Source organism: Geobacter sp. 60473, assembly GCF_036323535.1.
GTDB classification, from domain to species: Bacteria; Desulfobacterota; Desulfuromonadia; order Geobacterales; family Geobacteraceae; genus Geobacter; species Geobacter sulfurreducens.
The window spans coordinates 2296036-2314705 of sequence record NZ_AP028967.1; the positions used below are offsets into that span (position 1 = coordinate 2296036).

General features: G+C 60.1%; 16 protein-coding genes and 1 tRNA gene. 12 read left to right on the top strand and 5 right to left on the bottom strand.

Annotation, left to right across the window (positions count from 1 at the left end; genetic code table 11):
• Nucleotides 1–10: 10 nt before the first annotated feature.
• Nucleotides 11–1102, bottom strand: a complete 1092-nt coding sequence (locus AABA48_RS10360) for an AI-2E family transporter (RefSeq protein WP_214302977.1) — start codon at nucleotides 1100–1102, stop codon at nucleotides 11–13.
• A gap of 2 nt (nucleotides 1103–1104) precedes the next feature.
• Nucleotides 1105–2439: a hemolysin family protein gene (locus tag AABA48_RS10365; RefSeq protein ID WP_324311647.1), complete on the bottom strand. Its 1335-nt coding sequence runs from the start codon at nucleotides 2437–2439 to the stop codon at nucleotides 1105–1107.
• A 175-nt stretch (nucleotides 2440–2614) separates the two neighbouring features.
• Between AABA48_RS10365 and AABA48_RS10370 the strand changes: the two genes are divergently transcribed.
• Nucleotides 2615–3052, top strand: a complete 438-nt coding sequence (locus AABA48_RS10370; RefSeq protein ID WP_324311649.1) for an FxLYD domain-containing protein — start codon at nucleotides 2615–2617, stop codon at nucleotides 3050–3052.
• A gap of 4 nt (nucleotides 3053–3056) precedes the next feature.
• Here AABA48_RS10370 and AABA48_RS10375 read toward each other — a convergent pair whose 3' ends face one another.
• Entirely contained in the window at nucleotides 3057–3782 is a 726-nt protein-coding gene (locus AABA48_RS10375; protein ID WP_324311651.1) for a rhomboid family intramembrane serine protease, read from the bottom strand.
• A gap of 18 nt (nucleotides 3783–3800) precedes the next feature.
• Nucleotides 3801–4607, bottom strand: coding sequence for a DsbC family protein (locus AABA48_RS10380; RefSeq protein WP_286350392.1), 807 nt, complete (start codon nucleotides 4605–4607; stop codon nucleotides 3801–3803).
• A 184-nt stretch (nucleotides 4608–4791) separates the two neighbouring features.
• On the opposite strand from AABA48_RS10380, the gene AABA48_RS10385 reads away from it, so the two are divergent.
• Nucleotides 4792–4889: transfer RNA gene (locus tag AABA48_RS10385), tRNA-Sec, on the top strand.
• Between the two features lie 184 nt (nucleotides 4890–5073).
• On the opposite strand, the gene ric is transcribed toward AABA48_RS10385, so the two are convergent.
• Nucleotides 5074–5823 (bottom strand): iron-sulfur cluster repair di-iron protein, encoded by a 750-nt coding sequence (ric, locus tag AABA48_RS10390; protein WP_338270186.1) that lies wholly within the window; start codon nucleotides 5821–5823, stop codon nucleotides 5074–5076.
• A gap of 277 nt (nucleotides 5824–6100) precedes the next feature.
• On the opposite strand from ric, the gene AABA48_RS10395 reads away from it, so the two are divergent.
• From AABA48_RS10395 to AABA48_RS10440, 10 genes are all read left to right on the top strand, one after another.
• The gene (locus tag AABA48_RS10395; RefSeq protein WP_039646157.1) at nucleotides 6101–6322 is read left to right on the top strand and encodes a ferredoxin; all 222 of its coding nucleotides are present in this window, start codon (nucleotides 6101–6103) and stop codon (nucleotides 6320–6322) included.
• 77 nt (nucleotides 6323–6399) lie between these two features.
• On the top strand, nucleotides 6400–6558 hold the full coding sequence (locus AABA48_RS10400) for a rubredoxin (RefSeq protein WP_286350394.1): 159 nt from the start codon (nucleotides 6400–6402) through the stop codon (nucleotides 6556–6558).
• 37 nt (nucleotides 6559–6595) lie between these two features.
• Nucleotides 6596–7156 (top strand): hemerythrin domain-containing protein, encoded by a 561-nt coding sequence (locus AABA48_RS10405; protein WP_286350395.1) that lies wholly within the window; start codon nucleotides 6596–6598, stop codon nucleotides 7154–7156.
• Nucleotides 7157–7196: 40 nt separating this feature from the next.
• Complete coding sequence (gene acnA / locus AABA48_RS10410; RefSeq protein WP_338270188.1) at nucleotides 7197–10004, top strand: aconitate hydratase AcnA; 2808 nt, start codon at nucleotides 7197–7199, stop codon at nucleotides 10002–10004.
• A 19-nt stretch (nucleotides 10005–10023) separates the two neighbouring features.
• A complete protein-coding gene (locus AABA48_RS10415) occupies nucleotides 10024–10335 on the top strand; it encodes a Rieske (2Fe-2S) protein (protein WP_286350397.1) in 312 nt (103 codons plus the stop codon).
• Between the two features lie 23 nt (nucleotides 10336–10358).
• Nucleotides 10359–12209, top strand: a complete 1851-nt coding sequence (locus tag AABA48_RS10420) for an SLC13 family permease (protein WP_338270191.1) — start codon at nucleotides 10359–10361, stop codon at nucleotides 12207–12209.
• A 51-nt stretch (nucleotides 12210–12260) separates the two neighbouring features.
• On the top strand, nucleotides 12261–13595 hold the full coding sequence (locus AABA48_RS10425) for an FAD-dependent oxidoreductase (RefSeq protein ID WP_286350399.1): 1335 nt from the start codon (nucleotides 12261–12263) through the stop codon (nucleotides 13593–13595).
• Between the two features lie 382 nt (nucleotides 13596–13977).
• Entirely contained in the window at nucleotides 13978–16242 is a 2265-nt protein-coding gene (locus tag AABA48_RS10430) for a hybrid sensor histidine kinase/response regulator (RefSeq protein ID WP_286350400.1), read from the top strand.
• Between the two features lie 6 nt (nucleotides 16243–16248).
• Nucleotides 16249–17649 carry a sigma-54-dependent transcriptional regulator gene (locus AABA48_RS10435; RefSeq protein ID WP_286350401.1) on the top strand — a complete coding sequence of 467 codons (1401 nt, stop codon included), beginning with the start codon at nucleotides 16249–16251 and terminating at the stop codon, nucleotides 17647–17649.
• A gap of 290 nt (nucleotides 17650–17939) precedes the next feature.
• Nucleotides 17940–18245, top strand: coding sequence for a hypothetical protein (locus AABA48_RS10440; protein ID WP_286350402.1), 306 nt, complete (start codon nucleotides 17940–17942; stop codon nucleotides 18243–18245).
• The last annotated feature ends 425 nt before the right edge of the window (nucleotides 18246–18670 follow it).

An 18670-nucleotide genomic window follows, 5' to 3' on the forward strand; every position in this document is an offset into this window, starting at 1 on the left:
AGTCTTTCCTCTACCCCTCCTCCGGACGGGGCCCGGCGTCTCCGTCGTGCCCCGCCATTTCTTCCTGATACATATCGAAAAGCGCCAGGAACAAGGCAAGCACGAGGGGCCCGATCACGGCCCCCAGCAACCCGAAAGAGGCAAGGCCGCCCAGACCGCCGATGGCGATGACGAGCACCGGCAGCTTGGCCTTGCCGCTGATGAAAAAGGGACGGATCACATTGTCGATGGAGCTTACCACGGCAAATCCCCAGATCATGAGTCCGACCCCCTGGACTATTTGCCCGTTAAGCAGCAGATAGATGGCGGCCGGCAGCCAGATGAGTGCCGTTCCAACCACCGGTATCAGAGCACAGACCGCCATCATGGCGCCGAAGAGGATCGGTGACGGGACACCTGCCACCAGAAAGCCGATGCCCCCAAGGCCCCCCTGAACGAGGCAGGTCAGGAAGACGCCGAACATCACCGCCGTGAGCACGCGACGGACGGTCTCGGTGAGCACGGTCTTGTGCTGTTCGGTAAGGGGTATTATGGCGAGAACCCGCCGCAGGATCCGTTCTCCGTCGAGATAAATGAAGAACAGGGCGATCACCATGAGGATGATCTTGAGGATAAAGATGAAGGCATTCTTGACCACTTCCTTGGAATATCCGAGGACCTTGGCCGCCACCTCCTTTACCTCGGGGAGCAACGTGGTGTCGATCTCAAGGCTGAGGGGACCGGTATAGGACTCGATCCGCGCAATCCAGGGGTGTATCAGGTGATGGGCCCGAATCTTGGTCAGCACCGCCTCCCCCCCGTCGGCGGCTACCCGTTCCAGAAACTGATAGGCGAGGGTCGCCTCCTGAATGATGAAGAACGTGAGGCCGATCACGGGTACCACGAGGGTAATGACCACTGCAGGGGTCATTATTCCCGCGGCCAGCAGCTCCCTGCCGCCGGTCCCGGCCCGAAGCTTCCGGTAGACGGGAAAAGTGAGCACGCCGATGACGGCGGCCCATCCCAGCGGCGCCAGGAACGGCGCCACAATGGCATAGACGAGGTACAGCATGAGGGCGACGGCCAGAAAGCCGAGAAGCGCAAAAAAGTGTCCCCGGTCCATGCCTACTCGTGCTCCGTTCCGTGCTGTTCGTCACCCGCCTGGGGCGGCAGATTTTCCACGATGCGCACCTTGACGATCGCCGTCTGTTTGACCTCCTCGCAGATGAGGCTGAAACGGTCCCACTCCACCGTCTCGCCCCGCTCGGGGAAGCGTCCCAGATGATCGAGAATGAGGCCGGCAAGGGTGTCATAGGGGACATCCTCTTCCAGCTTGATTTTGAGCAGGTCTGCAAGGTCTCCGATCGACATGAGGGCGTCCACCAGCAGACTGCCGTCCGGCAGCCGCTGCACGGTGCCGGGCTCGCCGATATCGTGTTCGTCCTCGATCTCGCCCACCAGTTCTTCCAGCAGATCCTCCGTGGTGACCAGGCCGCTGATGCCGCCATACTCGTCGACCACCAGCGCCATGTGAATCCTGAGCCGCTGCATCTCCTTGAGGAGTTCGTTGACCTTTTTCCCTTCCGGCACATAGAAGGGTGGGCGGACGATTGACTCAATGGCGAACTCCGGATCGGTCACGGTCCTCCCCAGCAGATCCTTGCCGTGAATGAAGCCGACGACGTTCTCGATGCTCTCGCGGTAAACCGGATAGCGTGAATACATGTTGTCCAGCACCTCCCGGACCAGCTCAATCCGGGGGCGCGCCAGATCGAGGGCCACCATGCGGGTGCGCGGCACCATCACCTCGCGGACGCAGGTGTGGGTGAAATCGAAGATGTTCCTGATGTACTCCTGCTCGGTGGCGCTGAACACCCCCGCCTCGTGCCCCTCGGCGACGATGTGCTGAACCTCCTCGCGGGTGACGAACGCCTGACTCCCCTCGGCCTTGATCCCCATCATGGCGAGCACCGCCTTGTTGGAAATGGTGAGAAAGCTGACCACCACTCCTGCGACCTTTGCCATGGAGCTGATCGGCTTGGCCACGCGAAGCGCCATCTGGTCCGCATACTGGAGGCCCACGGTCTTGGGGACCAGTTCACCGAAGATGAGGGAGAGATAGGAGATGAATACGACGGCCAGGCCGATGGCCAGAGGCTCAGCCGCATGGCGGATGAAATCGACGGGAACCGCCTGCAGCAGCGGCTTGACCGACTGCACCGCCGCGGCGCCGCCCACGGCGGAGGCAAGAGAGCCAACCACCGTCACCCCTACCTGGACCGTGGCCAGAAAGCGGTGCGGATCATTCTGGAGTCGTTCAACAATCAGGGCGCGGGAGTCGCCGGCTTCGACCAACTGGGCAATTCTCCCCTTGCGGGCGGAAATGATGGCAAGTTCCGAGCCGGCAAAAAATCCGTTGCCGAGAATAAGGACAAAGATGACCAATAATTCTTCAATCATGGATGTTGAAACGTACCTCCCGGGAATGGAAAGAATTCATGCACTGCATCACATTCAGCAGTTGAATGGTAGCACAAATTTGGCATAGTAACATCAGAGTCGGCCAAAGAAGCCGAAAATCCGTTTCGATACCGGTATACCATTCATGGCGCGGCAGCCATGCGAAGGGGGTCCCATGCCCGCGAAACACCTCTTGCTCGCCCTGATGCTGTTCCTGACCGCCGCATGCGCCCAAACGGCCGGATCCCTGCGCCCGGCCGATATCTACCCGAACAGCTACGAATTCTTCGACTTCGCCTTTTACTGGAAAACCACGGTCGGCCCCGACGGAGCCACCATCGACGGCGTGGCCGAGAACAGGACCTATTACTACATCCGCGACCTGGAACTTACTGCCACGCTGCTGGACGAAGGGGGCACCCCCATCGGGACGGGGTCGTTCCTTTTCTTTCCCAACCAGCTCGCCATCGGCGAACGTGCCGACTTCTCCATCCCGGTGCGCGCCGCAATGACGGCGCCCCCCAAGACCATCCGGTTTTTCTACCGGTACTACCTGTCGGAAGAGCGCATGAGCGGCATTTCCCGGTTCCACACCTTCTACGGATCTCCGTGAAAGACTACCAGCGCCGGTAAGGCCTGCCCCCCCGGCGCGCCGCCCCGAAAAGCCAGAGGCCTATAATCCCGGCCACAAACCCGCCGATGTGCGCGAAATAGGCCACGCCGCCACGTAATTCCCCCCCGCCGAGCCAGTTGGCGTTCAGAAACTGGATGAGCACCCACCAGCCGATTATGATGAATGCCGGTACTTCGATGAAGGTAAAAAAGAAGATGATCGGCACCAGCGTCAGTATCCGCGCATGGGGGAACAGGAGCAGATAGGCCCCCATCACGCCGGCAACGGCGCCGCTGGCCCCAACCATCGGGATATCGGAACCGGGCGCGCTTGCCACCTGGGCCAGGGCCGCCACGGCGCCACAGCCCAGATAGAACACCACGAAGCGGAACCGCCCCAGCACATCTTCCACGTTGTTGCCGAATATCCAGAGGTAGAGCATGTTTGAACCGATGTGGAGCCAGTTGCCGTGGAGGAACATTGAGGAGATGATGGTGGGCAAGGCAAGGAGAGGATGGGAGGTGAGCACGGCGGGAACCAGCGAGTAGTCCGCCGACAGTCCGCCGACGAACTGCCGCGTTCGGACCAGCCCTCGGGCCGTCTCCACGATCAGCGGCTCGTAGTGGCCGGTGTACCGGTCGAACAGGAACGCGGCGCAATTGAGAATGATGAGCGCGACGCTTACCACCGGCAAGCGTCGCGTCGGGTTGTAGTCCTTGAGCGGGATCACGGAAGTGCGTGGCCTCCGCTATTTCTTCTGCCCCTCGTCCTCGCACTTGACGGGAGCACCGGGAGCCATGCCCTCGGCGGTCTTGCACGTGCCGATCACCTTTTCGATGAGCTGGGTATTGGCGCCGTTCACATAGGTTCCCTGCACCCAGAAGGTGGGGGTGGAGTTCACGCCCAGCTTGGCCACGATCGCCTTGTGGGCGGCGAGAAGCCCCTTGTCGTCCCGGGGGGCGTCAAGGATCTCACGCTTGTTGTCCAACTCGCCCGAATAGACTTCCCAGAAGGCGAGTTCCTTGTTCTCGGCGGACAGGATGTAGCGGATCTTCTTCTCGGCATCAGGATGCATGGCAAGGGGCAGGAAGAACACGTAGCGGGTCACGTCGGGCCGACGGCCCCAGTACTCGTGCATCTTGCGGCAATAGGGGCAATCGGGGTCGGTGATCTCGATGACCTCGTACGTGCCGTTGCCGACTTTCACCGCCTTTTCCTTGTCGGCGGCGGTGATGAGCTTGTAGCGCTCCGCCACCAGGCGGCTGCTCGCCTCCGCCGTCAGGTTCTTGCCTTCCTTGGTGAAGAGATTGCCGATGAAGACATGGCCGGTCTTCGGATGGATATAGATGACGTTGCCGTCGGTAATTACCTCGTAGAGGCCGTCGACGGCGGTTTTCTTAACGCTTGTCAGGGGCAGCGTGGGGAAGAGCGCCTTGATCGTCGCTTCGGGGCTTTCCTCCTTGGCCGCCTCCTTCGGGGAAGCGAGGGCTGAGCCTGCAGCCAGCACGGCAACCAGCACTCCGACCAGACAGGAGTTGATCAGTCGTTTCGTCATGATACCTCCGTGGTAAAACGTTTCGCCTAATGGGTCAGTGATACCATTTAATACAAGTTTCATCAAGTTACATATCCGCGAACCCCCGGTACGACTTAACGGGAATCGACTGAAAATAGGTGTTGTCTTATACACGAAAATATTCTATTTTGTGCATGTCTTTCCCGTTTCGCCCTCCTGTCACGGAGGCACGTCGGTCGCTGGTGGGCCGCCCGGTCTTCAAAACCGGTGTGGGGGTTGAGAAAACTCCCAGGTGGGTTCGATTCCCATGTGCCTCCGCCAATCATTTCACTCAGTTAGGCAACTGCAACTTACCCCCTCACCTCACGTAAACATGCTTGACGCAGGGGTAACATCGACGAATGTCACCATGTGCCGGCGAACTTCAAGTTTTAAGCGAGTCTACATACAGCGACAGATGTGAGCTTGACCCTGCAATGGAGACAGGCACCCCTCCGTTGCACCCTTATGCCCGCGGGGGAACCAGATATCTTTCTGCTTTCAGAAAGAGGATATTGTTTTCGAGGTGCACATGCTTGTGGAGGTCATCCTCGAATTCCTTCAGTTTTTTGTATGTGACCGTGTAGGTGTTACAGGCGTCGCCGGGGACCGCAAAATCTTTGGCAAGGCGGCGGATGGCATGAACCCTATCGCCCACCTCCTCGTGCTCTCGGCGCAATATCTCCAAATTTCTTCTCATTGCGTCGGCATCCTGTTGCTCCAGCTTCTTCCCTGCCGTTCTTGCCGAGTCGGCCTGTTTCAGTGCCGGGAAAAAGATTTCTTCCTCCTCGCGCAAATGGGCTGTCAGATCAGCTGCAACCCTGTCGAACAGGGCGGCGATTTCGGTCAACTCGGGATGCCGAGGACCATGGACCTCGGCAATCTTGCGGGTATGGGAGACAATCTGCCCGATATTTTCCTTGATGTACCCATGGTGAACCGTGACGATATAGTCTGCCAAGAACGGAAGTTCCCACGCCGCAAAGTTCTCGCTCCGTGCGACCGGTTCAGTCTTCGCAGCCTCGATTTCCTGCAAGATCTGGGTCGGATCGACGCCCTTTTGCCGACAAGCGGCAGAAAACGCGACATTTCCGCCGCAGCAGAAATCAATCCCGTATTTCTCGAAAACTCCCGCGGACCGGTAATCCTCGGCAACAAAATCGCCGATGGTTTTGCCTTCTGCTTTTTCCTCGTGTAATTTCTTCGGCTCGTTCATGTTGTCCCCTTTCGGGCGGGTAAGAAATACACCTAACGTTATCACGTTCCCCTGCACGTTCAAGTCTCTGCCAGAAACGCTCAGTTCAGGCATAGAGAATGCCGCTGGTCAAAGGCCGCTATCAACCGGAATTAACACATCAATCATCTGACTGAATTGCATTCTTCGGGAAGTGCAGTACTCTTACTGCTACTCGTCATAACTAAATTCAGGTTTGTTACGTGTCCAAGAGGCGCCGAACGTGTTCGGCGCCTAAACTTTTACCTGGAGGATGCATATGATCAAAGCACCATGGATTGACAAGGAAGAATGCATAAGCTGCGGGCTCTGTGTGGACAACGTTCCCGAGGTGTTTCGTTTCGATGACGAAAACAAGGCGGAATGCTATGACCCCAATGGCGCATCCGAGGACGACATCCAACATGGTGCCATTGATGTCTGCCCGGTTTCGTGCATCAACTGGAGTACCGAGCCCGACTATCTGAGGAGTTTTGCCTGATCCGGGCCACGGCCGGCAGAAGCCTCCGCCATTCGTCAGCCACGTGAAGCTGTGGCGCGGAAAAAAGGAGCCTGTAAATGCAGCGTTGGATCTGCACCGTTTGTCAGCATGTTTACGATCCCTTCGTGGGCGATCCTTTGAACGGTGTCCCGCCCGAAACCCCGTTTGAGGAGCTTCCAGAGGAGTGGGTCTGTCCGGTATGCGGAGTTGCCAAAAACATGTTCGTGCCGGCTTGAACGGAGAGGGTGCCCCACTCCAGGGAGGACGAGGAAAATGGAGAAAAAAGCGACCGAAATACTGGAAGAGGAACATCACGTTATCCAGACGGTGGTGGGCGTCATGGCCGCTATTGCCGACGGGCTGGATGCGGGAAAAAGGCCGGACTGCGGCATCCTCCGGGACCTGGTGGAGTTCATGCGGATGTTCGCTGATACGTGCCATCACGGCAAGGAAGAGCGCCACCTCTTTCCTCTCCTTGAGGCAAAGGGGGTGCCGGTGACCGGCTGCCCCCTGGGGATCCTCATCCATGAGCATCAGAGCGGCAGAAAGCTTGTTATGGAGTTGGCTGAAGCCGCAGAAGCTTACGGGAAGGGGAACACCGAGGCGACCGGACCCTTGCGCGCAAGCCTGCAAGGACTGGTGAACCTCTATCCCAACCACATCTGGAAGGAAAACTATCTGCTGTTTCCCATGACCGACAAGATTCTCAATGGGGAGGAGCAGCGGGAATTACTGCACAAGTTCGACCTGGTAGAAGAATCGATCGGGAAGGATGAGCATCACCGGCTCGTGACCATGGCCGAAATGCTGGCAGAACAATCGCACAGACTGTAATCGCTCAGATATTCAGCACAAGACGGTGTGAGGTGAGAGCATGCCACGAAACAGCCCCGACAGTTTCGGAAGCCGAGCGACCCTGGCCGTCGGCCGATCCCGCTACAACTACAACTCCCTGCCGAAGTTCGCCGAGTCGTTCCGTGCGGACATTTCGCGCCTTCCCTACTCGATCAGGATTCTTCTGGAAAACCTTTTGCGCCGCGAGGACGGTGTTGCGGTCAAACGCGACGATATCGTGGCGCTCGGCCACTGGCATCCCCGGACTCTCCCGGACCGTGAAATCCAGTTCATGCCGGCCCGGGTTCTGCTCCAGGACTTTACCGGCGTGCCTGCAATCGCCGACCTTGCCGCCATGCGCTCGGCCCTGAGGCGGCTGGGCGGCGATCCTGCCCGGATCAACCCCTTGCAGCCGGCCGACCTCATCATCGACCATTCGGTGCAGGTGGACCGGTACGGCACCCTCTCGGCCCCCGAGACGAATGCCGATCTCGAATTCCGGCGTAACCGCGAGCGCTACCAGTTTCTCCGCTGGGGACAGAGGGCGTTCCGCAATTTTCGGGTGGTCCCGCCCGATACCGGCATCTGTCACCAGGTAAATCTCGAATACCTTGCCCAAATTGCCATGGTGGCCGAACAGAACGGCAGGATATGGATATATCCCGACACCATCGTCGGCACCGATTCCCACACCACCATGGTCAACGGCCTGGGGGTCGTGGGGTGGGGGGTGGGGGGAATCGAGGCGGAAGCGGCGCTCCTGGGCCAGCCCTGCTCCATGCTGATCCCCCGGGTGGTGGGGTTTCGGCTCGCGGGAAGACTGCCTCCCGGGGCAACGGCAACGGACCTGGTCCTCACGGTCACCCAGATGCTTCGCAAGAAGGGGGTGGTCGGCGCGTTCGTGGAGTTCTTCGGTCCGGGGCTCGCCTCGCTCACGGTTGCCGACCGCGCCACCATCGGCAACATGGCCCCCGAGTACGGGGCGACCATCGGAGTTTTCCCGGTGGACGAACAGACGCTCGACTATATGCGTCTCACCGGCAGGGCCGCTCTGGTACCCCTCATCGAAGCCTATTTTCGGGAGCAGGGCCTGTGGTACGGTCCCGACCAGCCGGAGCCGTGGTACTCGGACACCATCGAGCTGGATCTCTGCACCGTGGAGCCGTGTGTGGCCGGCCCTTCCCGCCCCCAGGACCGGATACCCCTCGCAGAGGTGCGCGGCTCATTCCGGAAATCCCTGGCCGGACTCATGCAGAACGAGGCGGCCCGCATCGACCGGAGCATCCTGGATTGCTGGCTCGGCGACGGGGGGGCTCCCCGCTATGTGGCCCCGGAGCTTTCCATCGCCCCGCCGGACGAAAAGCTCGGCCCACTGGAGCGGTGCGTGCCGGTCAGGCAGCCCGACGGCGTGGCCTACAACCTCTGCCACGGCTCCATCGTGATTGCCGCCATCACCAGTTGCACCAATACCTCGAACCCGTCGGTCCTCATGGCCGCCGGGCTCCTTGCCAGAAATGCCGTGCAGCGAGGCCTGCAGGTCAAGCCGTGGGTAAAGACCAGCTTTGCCCCGGGTTCACGGGTTGTGACCGATTATCTCGCCTCCGCCGGACTCATGGCATACCTGGAAGGGCTGCGCTTCCATCTGGTGGGCTTTGGCTGCACCACCTGCATCGGCAACAGCGGGCCGCTCCCCGACCATATCGCCCAGGCCGTTGTGGACGGCGGCCTCGCCGTGGCGGCGGTCCTGTCGGGAAACCGCAACTTCGAGGGGCGGATCAACAACTACGTCCGGACAAACTACCTTGCCTCGCCCCCCCTGGTGGTAGCCTATGCCCTGGCCGGCAACATCGCCATGGATCTTACCCGCGATCCGGTCGGCGTCGATCCGAACGGCCAGCCGGTCTACCTCAAGGATATCTGGCCCGCCGACGAGGAGGTTGCCGAATTGGTGCGCCGCCACGTCACGCCGGAGCACTTCAGCCGCGGCTACGCCGATATCCTGCGAGGCAACGGGGCCTGGGAGGAGCTCCCCGTTCCCGCGAGCGAACTGTACCAGTGGGAGGAAACATCCACCTATCTCAAGGAGCCGCCGTTTTTCGCCGATGCCACTGCCGTGCCGGCGCCGGTCGACGATATCCGTGGCGCCCGGGTGCTGGCGCTCCTGGGAGACTCGGTCACCACCGACCACATCTCCCCGGCCGGCGCCATCGCCAGGGAGTCACCGGCCGGCCGCCATCTCGTCTCCCTGGGGGTGAAGCCCGAAGACTTCAACTCCTACGGCTCCCGGCGCGGCAATCACGATGTGATGGTCCGGGGGACCTTTGCCAACGTCCGGATCAGGAACCTCCTGGTGCCGGGTGTCGAAGGGGGGATGACGAGCTACTTCCCGCAGGGGCAGGACCAGGGAGAGACGATGCCCATCTACGACGCTGCCATGCGCTACCAGCAGGACGGCATTCCCCTCATCGTCGTGGCCGGCGCCGAGTACGGCACCGGATCGTCCCGGGACTGGGCCGCCAAGGGGACCAGGCTCCTGGGGGTCCGCGCGGTGATCGCGCAGAGTTTCGAGCGGATCCACCGCTCCAACCTGATCGGCATGGGGGTGCTGCCGCTCCAGTTCATGGCGGGCGAAAGCCGCGAGACCCACGGCCTCACCGGACTGGAAATCTTTGATATCGAGGGGCTTTCATCTCTTGTTCCCGGGGGCACGCTTCGTGTCAGGGCCCTGAGCGCCGACGGCAGAGACAGGGAATTCCCGGTGCTGGTCCGCATCGACACCCCCAACGAGCTCGATTATTACCGTCATGGCGGAATTCTGCCCTATGTGCTGCGCCAGGCATTAACGTAACGAAACGGAGGAAACCGACATGCAGTTTGCCGCGAAACTCGCCGAAGTCCCGCTCTGGGGCAAGAAGCTCGTCACCGTCAACGGCGAAGAGGTGGTGCTGATCAATGACAACGGTACGATATCGGCCTGCGAGAACTATTGCCCCCACCAGGGAAGCCCGATGCTGGGGGGGATCGTCAGGGACGGGGTCATCTCGTGCCCACGGCACGGCTGGCACTACGATCTGGCCAACGGCGCCTGCACCGACCACCCCGGCTACACCCTTAAAATCTACCGGGTCGAGGTGGTCGGCGACGACATCATGATCGATACGGTAACCGAATCCGATTGAACGATTGAGATGGGGCTGACATTGTGATCATTACCGTAACCATACTGGCACTGGCATCCCTCCTGTTCATCTCCGGGATCATCCGCCCGGATCTCGTTGCCGTCAGTGCGTTGATTCTTCTCATGCTCTTCGGCATCCTGACGCCGGACGAAGCGCTGTCCGGCTTCTCCAGCCCGATTGTCATGATGATGATCGGCCTGTTCGTCGTGGGTGGCGGCATATTTCAGACCGGCCTGGCGAAGCAGGTGAGCAGGAGGCTGCTGAAACTGGCCGGGACGAATGAGACGACTCTTCTGATCATGGTGATGGTTGTGACGGCGGCATTCGGCACCACGGTGAGCAACACGGGCACGGTGGCGGTGTTGATGCCCATCGTGGTCAGCCTGGCCACGAGCGCCCGCATCAACCCGGGCAGACTGCTGATGCCGCTGGCCTTTGCCAGCAGTTTCGGCGGCACCCTGACACTCATCGGGACACCGCCCAACCTGGTGATTCAGGAGACACTCGTCAGCGCAGGATACGGGAAGCTGTCCTTCTTTTCATTCACGCCGATCGGGCTGGTCGGGTTCATGGTCGGGCTTGTCAGCCTGCTCTTCCTGCGCCGGTTCCTGCCGAGGAATGAGACGGGGAAGAAGACGCGCAGCAGGCGCTCGCCCGGCGAGCTCGCCCGGAAGTATCAGCTCTCGGACAACCTGTTCCGGGCAAAGGTGGGAGCAACATCCTCCGTTGCATCGAGAACTCTGAGTGAATTGAATATCTCGTCCCGGTTTGAAGTGAATATCATCGAGATCCGGCGCAAAACATCAGCAAGGAATCAATTCCTCAAGACGATCGACCAAGAGATTGCCGGACCGGCTACGGTGCTTGAGGAAGGGGACATCCTGTATATCCACGGCACATTCGATCAGGTGCGGCGGGTTACGAAGGAGTATGGCCTGATCCTGCTGGATCACCAGGTTCCCGAGGACAGACAGCCGGCCGGCGCCGAGCAGTACGCGACCGCGAAGATCGGCATCGCCGAGGTCATGCTGACTCCCGGCTCGAACCTGATCGGCAAGCTGGTCGAGCAATCCGGGTTTCGCGAGAAGTACCGGGTAAACATCCTGGGCATCCAGAGAAAGGACCGCCTGCTGCTGCATAACCTGAAGGGAGAGAAGATGCTCTTCGGTGACGCCCTGCTTGTCCAAGGCACCTGGAAGGACATCGCCCTGCTTTCCGCCGAGCAGGCCGATTACGTTGTCATAGGTCAGCCGGCCGAAGAGTCGCGCAGGGTTACCATGGACAACAAAGCGCCCATTGCCGCGGGAATCATGCTGCTGATGGTGGTACTGCTGGTCACCGAGCTTATTCCGGCGGTTGTCTCGGTCATGATTGCAGCGGTGCTGATGGTGCTGCTGGGCTGCGTTCGCACCATGGAGGACGCATACAAAACCATCAATTGGGAGAGCATTCTCCTGATCGGCGGCATGCTTCCGATGTCGACCGCCATCGAGAAGACCGGCGCCGCCGAACTTCTGTCGAACAGCCTGGCAAGCTCCCTGGGCAGTTATGGGCCGGTCGTGCTGCTTGCGGGGGTGTATGTCACGACATCCGTGTTCACATTATTCATCAGCAATACGGCATGTGCGGTGTTGCTCGCCCCGATCGCACTGAACGCAGCGGCACAGCTCGGCGTCAGTCCCTACCCGTTCATGTTCGCTGTTTCGATAGGAGCCAGTATGTGCTTTGCATCGCCATTCTCGACGCCTCCCAATGCGCTCGTCATGTCGGCCGGCCGCTATACATTCGGTGATTATATAAAGGTAGGGCTGCCCCTTCAGGTTGTCATGGGGATAGTGATGGTTTCGGTTCTGCCGCTTTTTTTCCCGTTTTGAGACGGCTGGAGAAAGCCGGACAAATCAGTTCAACCCCGTGGAGGCGATCAGATGAAAACGGTAATTATTGGCGGAGTAGCCGGCGGGCTGTCCGCCGCAAGCCAGATCAGGCGCACGGATCGGGATGCAGAGGTAATTGTCCTGGAAAAGTCGGGCGATCCTTCCTACGCCGCGTGCGGCATGCCCTATAACCTCTTCTTCAAGGATACGCCGGTGGAAGCGCTCTATGCCCTGAGCCTCGACACGATCCGGAACGGACGTGGCATCGACTACCGGCTCCGCCATGAAGCTGTCGCCATCGACCCCCGGCGGCAGGAGGTTACGGTTGTCGACCATGAGCAGAACCGGGAGTACCGCGAACGCTATGACTTCCTGGTCTATGCCACGGGCAACCGGCCCGCCCCCCTTCCCTTGCCCGGATTCGATGATCCGGCGGTCTGCTACTTCAAGACCCTGGACGACACGAGGCGGGTCAAACGTCTGATCCATGACCAGGCACCAGCCTGTGCGATTCTGGTGGGGGCCGGGTATACCAATCTGGAGATGGCCGACGTCCTCTACAACATGAGGATCCGGCCGGTTATCGTGGAAAAGGCTCCGGCGATCCTCCCCGCCTTTGCAGCGGAGATCCGGGATAAGGTGATGGAGAAGATTGCTGAAAAAGGGATCGAATTCCACGCCGGCGTGGACGTCCAGGGGAAGGAAGGCGCCACGGTGCGAACCACGGCCGGCGATTTCGACGCCGGCCTCGTGGTCGTTGCCATCGGCGTGAAGCCGAACACCGGCCTCTTCGCCGCGGCCGGGGGCGAGCTCGGGGCTGCCGGGGCCGTCAAGGTAGACCGCTTCCTGCGCACGAGCCTCCCCGGCGTCTTTGCCGCCGGAGACTGCGCAGAGCACTATGTCCGCCAACTGGGGAGGAACAGCTACATGCCGCTCGGCCCCGTGGCCAATAAACAGGGGCGTCTTGCGGGCAACAACATCGCTCACCACGATGCCATGACCATGTTTCACGGCATCGATCAGACCGCGGCATTCAAATTTTTCGACCTGACGGTTGCCACAACCGGCCTCAACGAACGACAGCTTGGGGAGATGGGTAAGGAGTTCAGGAAAATCCACGTGGACACACCGACGAGGGGATCATTCCCCGGCGGAGGCACCATGCGGACCGTGCTTCTGTTCGAGAGGGGAACCGGCCTGCTCCTCGGCGGCCAGATGGTGGGACAGGACGTGGTGGCGAAACGGCTCGACGTCCTTGCCGCCGCCGTGTACAAGCAGATGACCGTTTTCGAGCTGGCAGAGCTCGACCTGAGCTATGCGCCTCCCTACGCACCGGTGTGGGATCCTCTGCTCATTGCGGCAAACCAGGCGGTCAAGGCCGTGTGACCTGATGCCTGTCCTGCGTGGCAAGAATTTTCCTGCCACGCAGGAGGCTCCCTTGGTGACAGGAACACAATTTCGGGCAGACACGCCGTAGCGATATGCACTATCGCTAAATATCAATTGGTTACGACAAAGTCAGACTTGGTATGTGCCATGCAACCGTGCTGGTCTTAAACGGAGCCGGTCAGGAGAGTGCGAGGTTCACCGGAACGATGAACGTGCTGACTTCACTAATGTGATGCTTGCAGAGAAACCGGCCGGGAAGGGTCTTCGGCACGGGGTAGCGGAACACCTGCCGTCAGTCGGCACTGCAATCATCATGCATCCTGCGTGACAAGCGCGAGAGGCCCGGAAAAACAAATCCATGTCAAGGATAGTACCTCCTATGTTCAAAACACGGCTTGCGCCACTGCCGATCGCCTTCGTTTATGCTCTGGCCGGTGGCGTGTGGATGTTTGTGACGAATGCTCTGATCGGCACCCTATGCAAGGACCAGCCTTTGGCGGCGTGGCTGACCGTACTGAACGGGGTGTTTCTGATCGGAGTATCGGCGGCTCTGCTGTTTCTGCTGATCCGCCGGAGAGAAGCAACCATTATTCGCTCGCAGGAGTCATTGCGCAGGACCAACCGTGCGCTTGCCACCCTCAGCGAGTGTGATCAGGCTCTCCTGCGTGCCGCCGACGAGCAGGGGTTCATCAAGGATGTGTGCCGGATTGCGGTGGAACACGGAGGGTATCGTCAGGCATGGACCTGGTTTGCGGAGACCGATGGAGTGGCATCGGTGCGGCCGGTGGCGTGCTGGGAAAGTACGGTTGCGGATGTGAAGTTTCAACTCGACTCGGACATGGGACAGGGGGTGGCACGGGAAGCGCTCGCTGCCGGCGTTCATGTCGTGCGGAACATCAATGCCAGACTGGGTGCCGGCGAACTCTTCAGGCGCATCACCTCTTCCGTGCTATCGCTGCCGCTGTCCGACGACGAAGGGACCTTCGGCGCCCTCGTCATATACGCCGACGGTGCCGACGCCTTTGCCCCGGAAGAGGTCGACCTCTTGCGGAAGCTGGCCGGCAACCTCGCACATGGCATTGCCACGCTCCGGGTCCAGGCCGAAAAATGCCAGCTTGAAAAACAGCATGCGGTGCTCGCCGCGGTTCTTGACCAGTTCATGCAGGGTGTTGTCCTTTTTGCTCCCGACGGGCTGATACGCTACGTCAATCAGGCATTTGAACGAATCAGCGGGGCAGATCATGACGATATCATCAATAAGCGCATTCACAACTACGGCAAATCGCTCTTCGGATCTCCATTCATTCAGGCACTGACCGACGTTGTCGCTCAGGCGAGGACGCGAACCGGAAGATATGTCATCGTGCGGGACGACGGCAGCAATGTGGATGTCGAGGTAATTCTTTCCCCGGTAAGGGAGACGTCCGGCACCGTTGCAAGCTATGTTGCCATTGTCCGTGACGTGACGCCGGAGATGCAACTGGAAAGCCAATTGCGCCACGCACAGAAAATGGAGGCAGTGGGGACACTGGCCGGAGGGATCGCCCATGATTTCAACAATATTCTGGGGGCCATAATTATCAGTACCGAGTTGGCTCTTGATGACGCAAAAGAGGGGGCAAGCAACCCGGAACTGCTTGAAATAGTGCTCAATGCGGCCGAACGCGGCAGGAACCTGGTAACGCAGATTCTCGCATTCAGCAGGCAAGGCGAGCAAAAACGGCAAACGGTGCGAATAGCCCCGATCGTGAAGGAATGCCTGAAATTGCTGCGGGCTTCCCTGCCGACCACCATCGATATTCGTTCCGCCATCCACTGCGAAGATGCAATGGCTTCGATCGACCCGACCCAGATCCATCAGGTCATCGTGAACCTTTGCACTAATGCGGCCCATGCGATGCACGGCAAGGTGGGGATGCTCGAAGTCACCCTGACCGCGGTCACGCTCCATGAAGAGATAACCGGCACTCATCCCGACCTGCATGCCGGCCCCTATGTGGAACTTTCGGTCAAAGATACGGGACACGGCATGGGAAGCGAAGTTCTGGATCGTATCTTCGATCCGTTTTTCACCACGAAGGAGCAGGGACGGGGAACGGGACTGGGGCTGCCCGTTGTCTATGGCATCGTAAAGGACCATGGCGGGGGAATCGTGGTGGAGAGCGAGCCCGGCAGCGGAACGACCGTGCGGGTCCTGATTCCGCGGGCGGAACAGATCGAGGAACAGCCGGAGGCCGCGCCGGACGGTGCACCCGCCGGGGGAAACGAGAGGATTCTCTATGTGGATGACGAAGAAGACTTGGTTTCCACCACCGGCGAGATGTTACGGCGGCTCGGCTACGACGTGGTTGCCACCACGGGCAGTGTCGAGGCGCTGAAGCTGTTCACCGGTCAACCCGGGCTGTTCGACCTGATTATCACCGATCAGACCATGCCCCTGCTGACCGGAACGGAGCTGACCCGGGAACTGCGCCGCCTTCGGCCGGATGTGCCGGTTCTGCTTTGCTCCGGGTTCATCGACCAGGATGAACGAACGATCCTTGAGGAAGCCCGTTCGGCAGGCATTGCCGACGTCCTGCGGAAGCCGGTTGATAGAGACGAAATGGCCCGGGCTGTTCGACGGATATTGGACAGGAGAGTATAAGAAACCATGGCTGCAATCCTTATTATCGACGATGACGACTCCATGCGCTCTTCCCTGTGGCACATGGTAAAACGGATGGGGCACCAGGTGGACAGCGCCCCGACCCTTAGGGAAGGTCTTGAAAAAGCCTCGACAGGAGCATTTGACGTGGTCCTGCTCGACGTGAGCATGCCGGATGGGAACGGTCTCGACATTCTGCCGGATATCCAGCGGACTCCGGCCGAGCCGGAGGTGATCATCATCACCGGCTACGGCAACCCGGACTCAGCCGAACTGGCCATCAGGAGCGGAGCCTGGGACTACATAGAAAAGGGGACATCGCTCAAGGCGATGACCCTGCATCTCGTACGCGCACTCCAATACCGGCAGGAGAAAATTGCCAGCCGCGGTACGAGCGTCACCGCCCTCAAGCGTCACGATATCGTCGGCGACAGCCACAAGATCAGGGACTGCCTGGACCTGGTGGCCCAGGCCGCCGCCGGCGACACCTCTGTGATGATTACCGGAGAAACCGGCACGGGAAAGGAACTCTTTGCCCGGGCCATCCACAGCAACAGCCGCCGGGCCGAGGGCAACTTCGTGGTGGTTGACTGTGCCGCACTGCCGGAAACCCTGGTGGAAAGCCTCTTGTTCGGTCACGAAAAAGGGACTTTTACGGGCGCGGAAAAGGCCCGGGAAGGGCTCATCCAGCAGGCGCACGGTGGTTCGCTCTTTCTGGACGAGGTCGGCGAGCTGCCCCTTTCGGTCCAGAAGGCGTTCCTGCGGGTCCTCCAGGAGCGCCGGTTCCGTCCCCTTGGCAGTCAGCGTGAACAGGTGAGCGATTTCCGTCTCATCTCCGCGACCAACCGGGATCTCGACCAGATGGTGCGCGATGGCGGTTTCCGTGACGACCTGCTGTTCCGGCTCCGTGCGTTCGCCATCGAGCTTCCGCCACTCCGGGAGCGCCCGGAGGACATCAAGGAGTTGGCGCGTCACCATGTGGACAGGCTCTGCGAACGCTATGGATTGGCGCCGAAAGGGTTTGCGCCGGAATTCCTGGACACCCTGACCCAGCACTCGTGGCCCGGCAACGTGCGTGAACTGGTCAATACGCTGGAGCGGGCGCTCGCATCAGCGCGCCTGGAACCGACCCTCTTCCCCCAGCACCTGCCCCTCGACATCCGCATACAGATCGCGCGGGCAGCAGTGGAGCAGCCAGAGTCCGGCGCAGCGCCCCAGCGGATCACCCAATCGCTGCCCCGACTCCAGGACTTTCGCGAAACAGTATTCGCCCAGGCCGAAAAACAATACCTGCGCGACGTGCTCTCCCTCACCGACAATGATCTCAAGGAAGCGTGCCGTATTGCCGGGCTTTCACTCTCCCGTTTGTATGCCCTTCTCAGTAAGCACGGGATTAAACCGGCATAGACCCTCCGGTTCCAGTCGTACGGATCATTCCTGTACGGCTGGAACCATTCCCGCCCGACAGGAAAATTCTCTGCCTCCCCCGGCGCACCCATCAGCATATCTAGCTAATATTATTGGATAACCAACATCGCGCTTTTCTGGCACAGGCCGTGCTTTAGCATCATTGAATACTCAGACACGGAGCGAGGTTATTGCCTATGGATGTGCTTTTCTACGCCCCCGAAAGAGTTGGCGAGGACATTCAAAGAACGGTTTCGGGGGTTATTCCCGGCCTTGAGGTGTATCGATCAATGACGGCGCTCGCTGAACGGTTCCGCCGGATACTGGAGCAACCCGCGATCACCGTTCTGGTAGTTCGTGACAGGGATGAACTGGAACGCCTGCTTACCATGCGAACCACCTTCCGGGACACAAAGACCGTCCTGGTTCTCCCCGACAGACGGGCCGAGACGGTCTCCCGGGGGCACTGCCTGGAACCGAGATTCATGACGTACCTGGACCAGAACCCGGCGGAGGTGGTTGCCGTGCTTGCCAGAATGGCGAGTCCGGGTAACGGCCCCAGGAATCCATCAAGGAGGCAGACATCGCTCCCGTAGCGGCTGCGGGAACACGCAGAAGGCAAGGAGGCCGGGATATGGGAGTGAACGACAGGGTGCGCACCATTGATCCGTCCGGGTCCGGAACCTGCCCGACGGGTCGACCGCTTACGGCCTGCAGGGGCCTCGCGCACTGACGACGGAGAATACTGCAATGCGTACACGATTGTCATCCAAGGGGTGGAGACTGGCCAGTGCACCGCCGGCCTGCGGTATGTGCAGTAAACAATGCAATACCGTCGGGAGTGTCGAGCACGACAACGCCGGTGGAGTCGATGTACATCAAGACCACGTTACCGGCCGGAGGCGGCGTGTCGGCAGCGGAACCTTCTGTCATGGAGGACACCGCCCGGGCATGACCGATGACATCTTCTGCCCGAACCTGATCGGGTAGCGACAATGAGACATTTGAGAGAGGAATAATG